The sequence below is a fragment of the Paenibacillus sp. J22P51 genome (assembly GCF_059692215.1).
The window spans coordinates 72,579-87,371 of sequence record NZ_JCAUAZ010000020.1; the positions used below are offsets into that span (position 1 = coordinate 72,579).

10 protein-coding genes and 1 rRNA gene are annotated in these 14,793 nt (G+C 42.0%); 9 read left to right on the top strand and 2 right to left on the bottom strand.

Annotated features, from left to right (window positions below; all coding sequences use genetic code 11):
- The first annotated feature begins 3 nt into the window (after positions 1-3).
- Genes AC58QC_RS27435 through AC58QC_RS27445 form a run of 3 tightly spaced genes read left to right on the top strand, consistent with a single transcriptional unit; the run spans position 4 to position 5,630 of the window.
- Complete coding sequence (locus tag AC58QC_RS27435; RefSeq protein WP_497418220.1) at positions 4-330, top strand: nucleoside triphosphate pyrophosphohydrolase; 327 nt, start codon at positions 4-6, stop codon at positions 328-330.
- Positions 323-2,764, top strand: a complete 2,442-nt coding sequence (locus AC58QC_RS27440; RefSeq protein WP_497418221.1) for a DEAD/DEAH box helicase family protein — start codon at positions 323-325, stop codon at positions 2,762-2,764. The genes AC58QC_RS27435 and AC58QC_RS27440 overlap by 8 nt, the downstream gene beginning before the upstream one ends.
- Before the next feature lie 52 nt (positions 2,765-2,816).
- The gene (locus tag AC58QC_RS27445) at positions 2,817-5,630 is read left to right on the top strand and encodes a DEAD/DEAH box helicase (protein ID WP_497418222.1); all 2,814 of its coding nucleotides are present in this window, start codon (positions 2,817-2,819) and stop codon (positions 5,628-5,630) included.
- A 37-nt stretch (positions 5,631-5,667) separates the two neighbouring features.
- Here AC58QC_RS27445 and AC58QC_RS27450 read toward each other — a convergent pair whose 3' ends face one another.
- A complete protein-coding gene (locus tag AC58QC_RS27450; protein ID WP_497418223.1) occupies positions 5,668-6,066 on the bottom strand; it encodes a (deoxy)nucleoside triphosphate pyrophosphohydrolase in 399 nt (132 codons plus the stop codon).
- Positions 6,067-6,197: 131 nt separating this feature from the next.
- Complete coding sequence (locus AC58QC_RS27455; protein WP_497418224.1) at positions 6,198-6,401, bottom strand: helix-turn-helix domain-containing protein; 204 nt, start codon at positions 6,399-6,401, stop codon at positions 6,198-6,200.
- Between the two features lie 276 nt (positions 6,402-6,677).
- Between AC58QC_RS27455 and cysD the strand changes: the two genes are divergently transcribed.
- From cysD to AC58QC_RS27485, 6 genes are all read left to right on the top strand, one after another.
- Positions 6,678-7,601 carry a sulfate adenylyltransferase subunit CysD gene (gene cysD, locus AC58QC_RS27460; RefSeq protein ID WP_497272079.1) on the top strand — a complete coding sequence of 308 codons (924 nt, stop codon included), beginning with the start codon at positions 6,678-6,680 and terminating at the stop codon, positions 7,599-7,601.
- Position 7,602: 1 nt separating this feature from the next.
- Positions 7,603-9,321: a GTP-binding protein gene (locus AC58QC_RS27465; RefSeq protein WP_497418225.1), complete on the top strand. Its 1,719-nt coding sequence runs from the start codon at positions 7,603-7,605 to the stop codon at positions 9,319-9,321.
- 219 nt (positions 9,322-9,540) lie between these two features.
- Positions 9,541-10,197 carry a M48 family metallopeptidase gene (locus tag AC58QC_RS27470; protein ID WP_497418226.1) on the top strand — a complete coding sequence of 219 codons (657 nt, stop codon included), beginning with the start codon at positions 9,541-9,543 and terminating at the stop codon, positions 10,195-10,197.
- A 162-nt stretch (positions 10,198-10,359) separates the two neighbouring features.
- Positions 10,360-11,973, top strand: a complete 1,614-nt coding sequence (locus AC58QC_RS27475) for a glycosyl hydrolase family 18 protein (protein WP_497418227.1) — start codon at positions 10,360-10,362, stop codon at positions 11,971-11,973.
- A 139-nt stretch (positions 11,974-12,112) separates the two neighbouring features.
- Positions 12,113-14,260 (top strand): ABC transporter transmembrane domain-containing protein, encoded by a 2,148-nt coding sequence (locus AC58QC_RS27480; RefSeq protein ID WP_497418228.1) that lies wholly within the window; start codon positions 12,113-12,115, stop codon positions 14,258-14,260.
- 421 nt (positions 14,261-14,681) lie between these two features.
- Positions 14,682-14,793, top strand: a 16S ribosomal RNA gene (locus AC58QC_RS27485); the annotation flags it as partial.

Here is a 14,793-nt window from a genome sequence, read left to right on the forward strand (position 1 = left end):
ATCATGCCAACCTACAACAAACTTGTCCGCGACCTGATCCCCGAGATAATCGCACGTGAGGGGAGTCATTATAACACTCGTATTCTAGACGAAGTAGAGTACAAAGCAGAACTTAGAACGAAATTAGTCGAAGAACTTAACGAGTATCTCGAGGCAACTGACGATCATAGTGCTATGGAAGAGTTGGCTGACATCCTTGAGCTCCTCCACGCATTAACAGCTATACACGGCTCAAGCGTGGAGCAGCTCGAATCCATTCGTGTAGATAAAGCAGAAAAACGTGGGGGCTTTAAGGAAAGAATCTTCCTTATCGACGTTCAAGATGCCTGATATTAAACTCATAACGGAAAATTTAGCGGATGAATTGATTCAGGGAATTAAAAAGGCATCTGGTATTTACATTATGACTTCATTTGTAATGAAATCTGGTGTCCAAATTCTCGCCCCCTATTTAAAAGCAGCCGCGGAACGTGGAGCTGATATCAAAATACTCTGCGGCGACTATTTGTTCATCACTCAACCTGAAGGATTACGATCTCTCGTTGCGATAGACGAACGGATTGAGGCTAGGCTATGGCACAGCAGAGGTACGTCTTTTCACCCTAAAGCATACTTAATGGATTATGAGAATGGAGAAGGGATACTAATTGTTGGTTCCTCTAATTTATCTCGGTCGGCTTTTCGTATGGGGGTCGAATGGAATTTGGCGATGAATGCCGTGGCGGACCCGTATACGTTTCAAGTGGCATTAGATAAGTTCATGAATCACTTTTACGATGAGTGTACGGTGACATTACATCAAGAATCAATCGCTTCCTATGAGAAGGAATATCTGGATCATAAGCAAAAAAATCCTGAAATCGTAAGTACCATTACCGAGATTGAGGAAGCCGATCTTATGCTACCTCATAAAGATATACAGGCCGTTGATAATGATGAAGAAGTCAGCCTGAAGGAACAAATTCTCGAACCGCGCCCTGCACAAAAGCATGCGTTGGATGCTCTGGAAAAAACTATTGAAGAACAATACGATAAAGCCATGGTTGTTATGGCTACGGGGCTGGGAAAGACTTATCTAGCAGCCTTTTTTGCAAAAAGGTATAAACGGATACTATTTGTTGCTCATCGAGAGGAAATATTGCACCAAGCTCAGAAAAGTTTCCAAGTGGTTATGCCGGAGCGATCTGTAGGGCTCTATAATGGTGTAGAAAAAGATCAGGAATCAGACAGCCTATTCGCATCCATCTACACGCTTGGGATGAAAAAGCATCGGGAACGGTTTGTTCCAGATACCTTCGACCTAATCGTTATAGATGAGTTTCATCATGCCGCGGCTAAAACTTACCAATCTATTTTAGATTATTTTCGCCCCTCTTTTTTGCTAGGGATAACTGCAACTCCTGACCGGATGGATGGCAAGGATGTATTTGCGCTTTGTGATGGTAACGTGGCGTTCCAGCTTCATTTTCTGGAAGCAATTCAACGTCAGTGGTTATGTCCATTTCGCTACTATGGTGTGTATGATGAAACAGACTATTCAGCTATTCCATGGCTAGGTTCGCGTTATGATGAAGAAGAACTTTTAGCCCTTCAACTGCGTGATGAGATGGCAGAAAGCATATTTTATGCTTGGCAAAAGCATAAGCAAACAAGGACGATTGCATTCTGTTCCTCTATACGTCAAGCTAATTTTCTGGCAAGCTATTTCATACGCCAAGGAAAATCGTGTATTAGTCTTCATTCACGAACTTCAGAAATGAGCAGAGGAGAAGCAATAGATAAATTAACAAGAGGCAGCCTTGAAGTCATTTTTACAGTAGATTTGTTTAATGAAGGTGTTGATATTCCAGCGGTGGATACATTGCTTTTTGCCCGCCCTACAGAATCGTTAACGGTCTTTACTCAGCAAATTGGCCGAGGTCTGCGCCTTCATGAGGGAAAGGAATACTGCACGATTATTGATCTCATAGGGAACTATCGAAATGCTGACATCAAGCTCAGTTTATTTGAAATGGGCCGAGGGAATACCTCAAATGTAAAAGGTAAACAGATAACACACACCATTCCTGTAGTGCCCAAAGGTTGCGAAATACATATTGATTTAGATGTCATTAACCTGTTCGAAGAGTTGTCTCGTAAAAAGCAACCGAGGAAAGAGAAGCTTCGAACAGCGTATTTTGATTTGAAGAATGAGTTAGGGCGTCGACCGACTTACCTTGAACTACATCTACATGGTAGGGAGCTGAGTCGTGAGTATAAGCAAGAATTTAACTCTTATATCGGATTTCTATCATGGGCTGACGAGTTGGATGCCGGGGAGACCGAAGTATTTCTCCGTTGTAATCATTGGTTAAAAGAAGTAGAGAGCACTGTTATGACAAAAAGCTATAAGATGACAGTCCTTTTATACATGCTTGAACGTGGTACAATTGAATGGATTAAGCCAATTACTTCGGTTGAAACAGCAAGCTTTTTTCATCATTTTTATATGGAGAAAGAGTATCGGAAACGCATTGATTTCTCAGATGGAGAATGCAGCAAGTTATGGCAGTACGATGAGAAACGAGTAGCAAAGTTAATTGCAACTATGCCGATGACAAAGTGGAGCGGAAGCTCAAAAGGCTTGATTTCGTTTAAAAATGATGTCTTTTCGTTAAATTTTGATGTGCTATCTGAAGATTTAGAGCAACTGCACGCATGGACTCGAGAAATCTGCGTATATAGACTACACGCGCATTTTGAACGGCGTGGAAATACAGAGTAAATGACATAGTCTTACCGGACGACTATACAAACTAGAGGCAGGAGCAAATCAGATGGAAGTACTACAAGAAAAACTAATCGTTAATTCAGATAAAGGAAATTTATTAAGAGAGTTAATAAGTTCGATGCGAGAGTGCGAGCAGTTTTATTTTAGCGTAGCATTTATTAATTATAGTGGTTTGCAACTACTTCTCGATCCCTTATTAGAAGCAGAAAATAGGGGGATTAAAGGCAAAATTATTACGTCAACTTATCTTAATTTTACAGATGCAAAGGCATTAGAAAAAATAAGAGAGTTTAATAACGTTGATTTAAAGGTGTTTGTCACTGATAGAGAAATTGGTTTTCATACGAAAGCTTATATATTTGAATACAAAGATAACTATAAGGTTATTATCGGTTCATCTAATATCACCCAAAGTGCCCTTAAAAGTAATATTGAGTGGAATGTTCAACTTATTACAAAAGAGAACGGTCGATTTATTCAAGATGTTATAAAGGAATTTGAATATCTATGGAATATGAGTACAGAAGCGGACCAGGAATTTATTCAGAAATACGCAGATTTTATAAAGGGCTTCAATAGAACGCAAAAAAACAATCAATTATTTGAATATAAAAAACGATATGTTGTACAAAATCGAATGCAAAAACGAGCTACTGAAAATTTAGAAAGAATCAGAAGATTTGGGGAGAACAAGGCGCTCGTAATTGCTGCGACAGGTACGGGGAAAACGTATATGTCAGCTTTTGATGTACTAAACGTAAAACCTAAGAAACTTCTATTCATTGTTCATAGGGAAGAGATCCTAAGAAAGGCCAAAGAAACGTTTGAGTTCCTTCTCCCTAATGAGCGTTTAACTTTTGGCTTACTGACAGGGAATCACAAACAAAAAAATGTGGATTATGTGTTTGCTACAATTCAAACGATTTCTAGATGTTATCACGAATTCGATAAGGACGAATTTGACTACTTAGTTATTGATGAGGCCCATCATGCGACTAGTCCGACCTATCGTACGGTTTTAGACTACTTTGAACCAAAGTTTACCCTGGGGATGACGGCTACTCCAGAACGAAGTGACGGTTCAAACGTTTTTGATCTTTTTGATAATAATGTTGCGTTGGAAGTCCGCTTACACGAGGCTTTAGAGGATGAGTTGGTCATACCATTCCATTATTTTGGGATAACGGATATTGAGGGCATTGATCTAAGTGATGTAAATATTGACGACATTGCTGAAATCACAAAACGCCTTAAAGTAAATGAACGTGTCGATTTTATTATTGAAAAAATGAATTTCTATGGTCATGACGGTGAGAAAAGGAAATGTCTTGGTTTCTGCGCGAGCGTTGAGCATGCCAATTATATGGCCAGTGAGTTTAATAAGAGAGGATACAAAAGTGTTTGCTTGAGCGGTGATGATTCACCAGAAACACGCGAGCGATTTATCAATCGCCTAGAAAATGAATATGACGAACTGGAATTTATCTTTACCGTTGATATTTTTAATGAAGGAGTCGACATTCCTTCGGTAAATTCCGTACTTATGTTGAGACCAACGAATTCTCCAATTGTATTTATTCAGCAACTTGGAAGAGGATTGCGGAAGCATGCAGATAAAAGTTTCTTGACTGTCCTTGATTTTATCGGTAATCATAATAAGACTTTCCTAATAGCTCTGGCACTGAACGGAAGTCGTTACTATGATAAAGAAAGTTTGAAGGTAGCGATTGCGACGGGGTTTGCCAATATACCAGGGAGTACCCACATCCAAATGGATAAGATCTCCCAGGAAAGAATTTTGGCGCAGATTGATAATGAAAACTTCAATTCAATGAAATATTTAAAGGAAGCATACTTTGAATTTAAAAAGCTAAATCAAGGGAGAATTCCTTATTTATTGATGGATTATATGAAGTTTGACGGCGCTCCAGATCCTGTTAAATTTATTGATCGTGAAAAAAACTACTTACAATTCGTGGCCAATGTAGAGAGAGATGATGACTTAAAGGAATTATTGAATAATGAAGCATTTGAAGGAACATTAAAAGAATTATCTAGCAAGCTGCCACTAAAAAGGATTTATGAATTTGTTATCATTCGATATTTATTAGATCACGAGGAAATAAATCTAGACATCGCAAAGCGTCAGATCCTAAAAATGATTAATGAAGTGGATGATGATAGTATTCTTCATGCGTTTGAGTGCTTGAATCAAGATTATTATGATAGTGTTCAACTGAAGAATAAGCCTAAATTGGTTGAATTTCGTGATGGAAAGCTTGTTAGGAGTCTGCTGTTTAAAGACTTATTAAACAATGAGAAATACCGGATGTACATCGAGGATGTTGTTTCCTATGGTATTTTCCGCTATGAAAAAGAGTTTAAGCAAGCATTCTACGGAGTTCCACATTTTAAATTGTATGAGCAATATCAAATGGTTGACGCTGCTCTATTGTCTAATTACCGTAAAACCCATAGTGCTTATAGGGGCTCCGGGCTTCTTACAAATGGTCAAAACTACTTTATGTTCATCGACCTTCACAAGGAAGAAGACATTAAGGAAAGCATCAATTATAAGGATAAATTCATAGATGAGCGTAATTTTCAGTGGCAAACACCCAATAATACTTCCCAGAATACGGATAGAGGGCAGAACATCGTTGATAATAGGCGTCGTGGAATTGTACTACATTTATTTGTGAGGAAGTATAAAGTAATTGATGGACAGAGTGAGCCATATATTTATATCGGAACGGGTGATACCGTCCAGTATGAGGGTGAGAGACCCATTACAGTAAAAATCGAGTTGCACAACGAAATACCTTCAACCTTATTTACGGAGTTTACGAAAAAAGTTTAGCCCAATGAAAAAAAAGTAGTCTTCTCATTTCGAGAGACTACTTTTCGTTTATTAATTGTTCTACTGCAGGAATGTCAGCGGGAGCCCATTTGAGTGAATCTAGATTCTCCCTTTTTAGCCAGGTTAGCTTTGAATGCTCACTGGGTGTTGGAGTCCCATCGACGACTCTACATTTAATTGACAGTAAATTAATAATGAATTTTTCGTATTCATGTGTGTTGTCATTAAATACTTCTTTAACTGTCTCAACTTTACATTCCAGTTCTTCAGCGATCTCTCTTTCTAAGGCTGAGTAAAGATCCTCACCAGCTTCAACTTTTCCGCCAGGGAACTCCCACATATTGGGTATGGCCATTTCTGGGGACCTTAAGGCGCATAGTATTTCTTGCTGATCATTTTCGATAATTGCAGCAACTACTTTTACGAGTTTCTTCATGAGTGCCTCCTAATAAGTACAATCTGTATCATGATATCACTTTTCTTGGAAAGTTGCATTTAAGATTCAGGAATTGGAGATGGGGTGTTTTAAATCAATTTGTTTTTAAACGGCTTCGCTTGTTTTCTTATCTACCCCTCCACCAAATCCACAATCTCCCTAATATCCTCAATCCCCAAAGCCTCCGCAATCCTTACAATATGACTAAAATTTATATTCTCACGCTTTCCATTCGCTAGCTCACTAAGCGCGGCATGTCTCACATCCGATAATCTCGACAGCTCACGCAAGGAGATGTTGTGTTTTTGAGTAAGTTCCGCGATTTTAAACTTCAACCTCTTCCCTTGGCTTTTTTTATTTTCGTCAAGGATTCTCAAAATTATTTTGGAGCAAATCGGCCCAATTCCGAGTAAAATACTAAGTGTTCGAATAAAATCATGTGCCGGAGCCTGTCTCCGTGATTTTTTTGAAAATAAGCACGACATCATTCGACCGAAAACTCAGAAATCTTAAGATTTTTACTTTCTTCCACTTTGCAATAAAGCCAGAATCTGTTAGGATATAAAGAAAGGCGATCGATTTAGTAAGAATTAAAAGGAGGCACCTTTTCCATGGAAAAACTGATACTTGATTCTATAGATGAAATGACGCATCTGGATCAACTCGAGGCTGAAGCGATTTATATTATCCGAGAAGTAGCTGCGGAATGTGAAAAACCTGTGATGCTGTATTCGATCGGGAAGGATAGTTCCGTGATGCTGCATTTGGCGCTGAAAGCTTTTTATCCGGAGAAGCCGCCATTTTCTTTCATGCATATTGATACGACGTGGAAGTTCAAAGAAATGATTGAATTCCGCGACCGCAAAGCCAAAGAATTCGGAATCAACATGATCGTTCACTCCAATCAGGAGGGAATTGAGCAGGGGATTAACCCGTTCGATCACGGTTCCGCGTATACGGACATTATGAAAACACAAGCCCTGAAAGAGGGATTGGACAAATACGGATTTACAGCGGCATTCGGCGGCGGAAGACGTGACGAGGAGAAGTCGCGTGCGAAAGAGCGGATTTTCTCGTTCCGGAATAAGAACCATGCCTGGGATCCGAAGAATCAACGGCCGGAAATGTGGAAGCTTTTTAACACAAGAATTAATAAAGGCGAGAGCATCCGCGTCTTCCCAATTTCCAATTGGACGGAAAAAGACATCTGGCAATACATTCGCAGAGAAAACATTGATATTGTGCCTCTATATTTTGCAAAAGAAAGACCTGTTCTCGAACGCGACGGACATCTCATCATGGTTGACGATGATCGCATGAAGCTCGAGCCTCATGAGAAAATTGAAATGAAGAAGATGCGTTTCCGCACATTAGGCTGCTATCCGCTAACTGGCGGTGCCGAGTCGGAGGCGAATACAATTGATGCCATTATTGAAGAAACCCTGGGTGCGGTATCATCCGAACGGACAACGCGGGTGATTGACCAAGAAGCGGCTGGAAGTATGGAAAGACGTAAACGGGAGGGTTATTTCTAAAATGAAGAGTCTTCTTAAATTTATCACTTGCGGAAGTGTGGACGACGGAAAATCCACTCTGATTGGACATATGCTTTATGAGGCTAAGCTTTTGTTCGCCGACCAAGAAAGAGCGCTGGAACTAGACAGCAGACTTGGCAGCCGTGGCGGCAAAATTGACTATTCCTTACTGCTTGACGGGTTGCTGGCAGAGCGTGAGCAGGGCATTACGATTGATGTGGCTTATCGGTATTTTACGACGGATCACCGTTCGTTCATCGTAGCGGACACTCCGGGACACGAAGAATATACGCGTAACATGGCCGTAGGCGCATCTTTTGCTGATCTGGCGATTATTCTTGTGGACGCTAAGAAAGGGGTTATTACCCAAACTAAGCGCCACACTCGGATTTGTGCACTTATGGGCATTAAACATCTTGTTTTAGCCGTGAATAAAATGGATTTAGTTGATTTTAATCCTAAGACATTTGATGCGATCAAACAAGAATTCTTGCAGTTGACCGCTGAGTTTCACTTCGAAAGCATTCAGGTGATCCCTGTTTCTGCAACAGAAGGGGATAACATTACCAAAAAATCGCCAAATACCCCTTGGTACGAAGGCCTTGCCTTGCTGCCGTATTTGGATAATGTGGATGTTCATCAGAGCGACAATACGAAGCAATTTATGATGCCAATTCAGCGTGTATGCCGTCCGGATCATACATTCCGCGGTTTCCAAGGCCAAATTGAGGCTGGGCGTATCGCGGTTGGCGATGAGCTGACAACGTTGCCTAGTCATGAGAAGGCGAAAGTCAAACGGATCCTCGTGACAGACCAAGATCGCGATTATGCCTATGCTGGACAGCCCGTAACCATTCAATTGGATCGGGAAGTCGACGTTTCGCGGGGCTGTGTATTCACGAAGGATAGTCAGCTTCAAGAGGCGGACAGTTTTAGAGCTACGATTCTTTGGATGGATGATTCCGTTCTGACGCCAGGCAAAAACTATCTGGTCAAAGTAGGAACGAAAGTCCTGCCAGGTACTGTAACGGCCATTACGCATAAAATCGAAATCAATACTGGAAAAACGGTTCCAACCGATCATATTGTCAAAAATGAATTGGCAACATGTGAGTTTTCTTTATCTGACAATATCGTTATTGATTCTTTTGAACAAAACAAAAGCATTGGCGGATTTATTCTAATCGATCGTGTAACCAATATGACATCTGCTTGCGGAGTGATTGAGCAAATCCTTCAAAGCTCCGACAATTCTGCGCTAGATACGGAAATCACCAGAGATGTTCGTGCCCAGCAAAAAGGTCAGAATCCTTTGACCCTTTGGTTCACGGGTTCGGTTTCAGATCAATTGGCTCTTGCTAAGGAAGTCGAGAAGCGTTTGGTATCGACAGGCCACCATACGATGTTACTCAAGAATGGCCAAGGAGAATCGTTGCAGCGATTAGCAGAGATTGCAAAATTGATGAACGATGCTGGACTTATTGCATTGGTATCGAATAATTCCCCGATCGGAAACGACCAAGAAACCGTGCGAGACATCATTGGCAAAGAGTATTTTGAAGTTTATGTGAGCTCCAGCACGAATCATATACCTGGGAACCCGGAAGTTGTGATCGATTCAAGTAAGTTTTCAACCGAAGAAGCTGCAAATTATGTAGTGAAACGAATTATCAAATATTTAATCAATGAGAGTAGTGTCGGACAATTCCTTAATTTTTAATGCAAACATAATCCGTGGTAAGTCAACAACTCAGGTGATGTTGTCCTTTAGTAAAGCAAACCCTAGAAGCACTAGCTTCTAGGGTTTCTTCCTTTAACTATTTACTCCAGATACCACTACCAAACCTCAACCATACTTTGATACAATAGTGGAACGAGAAGAGCGGATTCCCCTTTCTTTATCCGCTACACAAATACCCCTACAGAAACGATGATACCCATGAAAATCGAACTCGATAACACAACCATAGACGTCAACGTCCAATACGCCATCCGAAAAAAACTCTACATCCACATCGATGACACGGGTTTCATAACCGTCAAAGCTCCTAACGATACAAGCCAGGAGACGATTATTAACGCTGTGAAACAACACAGCAAGTCTATTCTAGACAAGCTAAATGCCATCACCAAAGCTCGCCAACCAATCCCTAAGGTCAGAGAATACGAAGGCGAAGGCAAGTTCCTTCATCTCGGGAAATATCATTTCCTCCATGAGTTAATTGAAACGAATGGACTCACAGAGGACGAGTTGAAAATCAACCTGAAGAAGTTCTATTTCGCTAGCTGTAAGAAGGTTATCGGGGAACGCATCAAATCCTATCAAACCCAACTAAAAGTCAAACCCAAGACGATTGAGATCGATGAGTCGAGAACCAAGTGGGGGAGCTGCAGCTCGGATAAGAAGCTAACGTTTAATTACCGACTAGCCATGGCGCCTGTTGAGGTTATTGATTATGTCATCATCCATGAGCTATGCCATCTCTTGCATATGAATCATGATCGCTCCTTCTGGAGGCGCGTAGGCAGCATAATGCCGGACTATAAAGAAAAAGAAGCGTTTCTTGCCCGGTATGGGCAGGCGATGACGCTATAACACTCCGTCCACGATCGCACCACTTGTGATTGGACGGTTTTTTCTTTGATTTTTCACATAATCCCAGCGTAACTAACGCTCTCTCATTACGTCTATTAATGTGTTGCTATAAATTTCAATTCTAGCAATCACTGCTATAGAGGGAAAGGAAAGAAGAAGATTATGTTGAAAAAGACAATCTTAATGGGCGTGCTGTTTGTTCTGTTGTTTGCAAATAACGCTTTTGCGTACGATGTACAACTCAAGCCATTCAAGGACGAGGAACAAGATTATGCTAAAGATCCGATTTACACATTATCTGCATTAGGAATTATTAACGGCTACGAGGACCAAACCTATCGTCCCAATGATGACCTGTCTAGAGAGGCTTTCATAAAGTTGCTCGTAATGGCAGGTAAAATAGAGAATCATGCCGCCCTTGGGAATATTCCCGCAGATGTAGCGAAGGACCGTTGGTCGGCACCTTATATTTCTGTTGTCTACGATCGGAAATGGCTGGATAGTTTGCTAGATAGTGAGGGATTACTTCATCCTGCTCAGACGATTACTAGAGAAGAAGTGGCTATGCTCGTAGGGAAATCGTTGCTGGAGTCTGAAAGTGAAGAGACTCGTCAACAATGGCTGTCCACGGATTGGATCAAGGAACGGAACACTAGAGGCTTTAAGGATGAATCGGCCATAGATGAAGCTATGAGACCTTACCTTTATTACGCCGCGCATCGAGGCATTATGGAGGGAGATCAGGCAGGATTTAACCCGAAAGAGTCTTTGATTCGCAAGCAGGCAGCAGCAGTTATTTATCGTTTGATTGATAAGAGTGTTGCCGAACAAAAGATCGACTTCACAGGTTATTATGCCATTCAGTCCTACTCTGCGATTAAGCAGATGAATAAGCTTTCGAATGTGATCTTTGGCTGGTCTCACCTGGAATATAGCGCTGCTGGAACGGCTTCATTGAACATCAGCTCTTCGGAATATCGGGTTCCAAGTGGTTATGAGGAGGTCATTGCCGCTGCGAATGCTGCTCAAATCACGAAAGAACTGATGGTTTTCTATAATGGTGCTAATTTAAAGGACTTCCTGAAGGATCAGTCTGCCAAGAAAACCTTTATCGCATCATTACTTAAGACTTTAACCGATCCGGCCTACTCGTTTACTGGGGTAAGTATTGATTTTGAAGGCTTGAAGGATGCGGCAAGTGCAGCCGACTATATCCAATTCCTTCAGGATTTGAAAGATCAGTTAGGCCCGCTTACATTGTCCGTAGCTGTTCCTCCGATCTATTATTATAAGGGGTATGATTTAAAAGAGATCGGTAAGCTAGCTGATACGGTAATCCTTATGGCTTATGACTTCACGCATGATGATAACATGTTGCCATCTGCTCCATTACCACTAGTGAACGATACAGTCCTTACAGCGCTTCAATTTATACCAAATGAAAAGCTGGTGCTAGGCATATCCAAACAGGCTAACCAGTGGATTACCGCATCCGGGGTAACCGGACCTGCGCTTACCCCATTCATCGTGGATGTAGAGAAAAGGCTAGCAATGCCAGGCGTTGACAGCACGTGGAACATGCCTTACTTCTTGAAGAAAGCTACGTTCGCGGATGAACGCGGTAGTCATGTGCTATTCTACGAGGATTCCCAGAGTATAGCCAAGAAAATTTGGCTCGCCAAGTTCTATAAGCTGAAAGCTGTATCCTTATGGTATATGGGCAACTATACGGCATCGGATTGGGAACGAGTCGGAGAGCAAGCGGCTAAGGAATAGTTAAATATAAAGGAGTTAGGTTTATTAACCTAGCTCCTTTGTTATTCTAGCGGATAGGGTTCATTTTCATTCACCCCATTAATTATCTATGGTAAACTATAGGTAATATGTACTAAACGAAAAGGCGCTGAATCCCTCCATGCTCTATCTATACCGATCAGTTCTACGATACCTAGCGAATAGCAAAAAAATATTTACTCTGTTCATAATAGCGCTATTATTTGAACTCTCCTTTGAGTACTTCACATCATTAAGTATCAAATATTTAATCGACGATGCCATCACGCCTCGTAATATGACTATTTTCTTCGGCCTTCTCTTAGCGCTTCTCATTGGCGGGGTCTTGAATTTGTTAATAGGCGTCGGCGGCGATTATGCCATGTCCAAATTAAACGAGACGATTCTAATCGGCTTGCGCAGGGATCTATATGAACAGACACAGAAGCTTTCTGCTCATTTCTTCTCACGTTATCGAATCGGAGATATTGTCGCGCGGTTCACCATGGATATTCCAGCCGTGGAGCATGCGATGATGCAGACGTTTTCGACGCTTATTTTAGCTAGTCTGAGCATGGTGGTCGGTACGGCGTTATTGTTTGTTTTGGAGTGGAAATTGGCACTTGTTGCGTTTGTCGGCATTGTGTTCATGTTTGTCCCGCAGAAATTATTGAATAAACGCGCTCAGCGCTATAACGAGGAGTACGTTGGCATTGTAGAGTCATTTTCTAATAATATGGATGAGGAAATGAAGGCTTTTAAGGTCATTCGAGGCTTTCAATTGCAGGAATCTATGAAAAATAGGTTCAACAAACAACTGCAAGTTTGGTTCCGGCTAGGTGTGAAGAGGAGCTTTATTAACTCCAATCTTGAGCGACTTCCAATCATGGTGTTATCCGTTATTAACGTGATTATCCTTGGTTTAGGGGGCTATTTTACGTTCCAAGGAACGATGACCATCGGTGATTTAATTGCATTTTATTCGGTTTTCGATACAGTTGGCATCTCGGTGATTCAATTCATGGAGGTCGTGCCTGACCTGATTGAAGGCGAAGTCGGTATCCGACGCATCAACGAGGTGCTCGAGATCCAGCCCGATCTAGAGGATGACGAGCAGGCTGCTCAGAATCCCTCTTTTACAAATGAGATAAAGTTCGACAATGTCACCTTCGGCTACACAGCGGCTCATCCGGTTATTCAGGATCTAACTCTATCGATTCCCGTGGGTAGTTATGTGGCTTTGGTGGGTCCTAGTGGTTCAGGCAAAAGCACGCTGCTCCAACTCCTCATGCGATTCTATGATCCGCAAAAAGGCTCCATCCAAGTGGATGACCTCGATATACGCAAAATCCAGCTGTCTTCGCTGCTTACGCAAGCCGGCGTTATTTTCCAAGAACCCTATCTCTTCAATACGACGATACGCGATAATCTGCTGATAGGTCATCCCGATGCCACGGAGGAGGAGCTTCTTGAAGCGACGCTTGCGGTGGGTGTTCACGAGGCGATTATGCAAATGTCGAATGGCTACGATACTTGGATTGAAAATGATGGAGCCAATCTGTCCGTCAGCCAGCGGCACCGGATATCGATCGCGCGTGCGCTGCTTCGTTCCAACGAGCTGACCTTCATGGACGAAGTCGCGGCATCTCTAGACCCCGAGTCAGAAATCACACTAAATGAGACCATTTCCCGTGTCAATCAAGGTCGTACGGTTGTTGCGGTTTCGCATCGATTGAAGACCGTTTCACATGCGGATCTGATCTATTACATAGATGAAGGGAAAGTTATCGAATACGGAACGCATCAAGAGCTGCTGGAACGCCAAGGGGCTTACCACAGTCTCTGGCAAAAGCAGCAAGGCTTCCAACTATCTCACAATGGAGAAGTTGTCATTGAAGTTGAACGCTTGAGACAGATGCCTTTCTTTGCTTATATGAATGAGGATCTTCTGCACGAAATCAAGGATTTGCTGATAACGGAGAAAATCATGAGCGGCCAGTATGTCTTCCGACAAGGTGAAGCGGGAAATAAACTGTATATCATTGCACGGGGCAAAGTGGAAGTGTCGAAAAGAAATGCCAAAGGCGAGAACGTAAGGGTTGCTGTTCTTCAGGATGGAGACCACTTCGGTGAAATCGCGCTGCTGAAAGATGCACCTCGCAATGCCAACATCACGGCGCTAACCGATTGTATGCTGTTGTCGTTAACTCGCAATCAGCTACTGCCACTATTGGATCGCTATACGGATATGAAGGCGAAGTTGAATCAGTCGCTTAGTGAGCGGAGTTAATCGGGGAACAATCCGTCAATTCCAGAGACTAATTTCAGCTTTAAATAACAGTAGTGAAAAGTTTATCTCGAAATGGAAAAATAAAACATTGCATTATTTGTCGAAACCATGCTATATTATCACTCCGGCCGCAAGACAGGCTGGCGAGAGTAACTGAAAGTAACTCGAAAAAAAGTAGTTGCACATTAAAAGTAAACATGGTATATTACTTCTCGCTGCTTCGGTAACACGGCAGAGAGCAAAAGAAATTGATCTTTGAAAACTGAACAACGAGTGAGTAAGCACAGTCGAGTAATCGACTATAAATGAGATTGTAAAATCTCGCTAGCTTCAAATGAGCACAAATCATCAAACCCTTAGGGGCCCCCGGAAAGTAATCGGAATTCTCTTCGGAGCTTTCGCTTCACTTTAAGGGGAAAACTTTATGGAGAGTTTGATCCTGGCTCAGGACGAACGCTGGCGGCGTGCCTAATACATGCAAGTCGAGCGGGTTTACCCTTCGGGGTAAGCTAGCGGCGGACGGGTGAGTAACA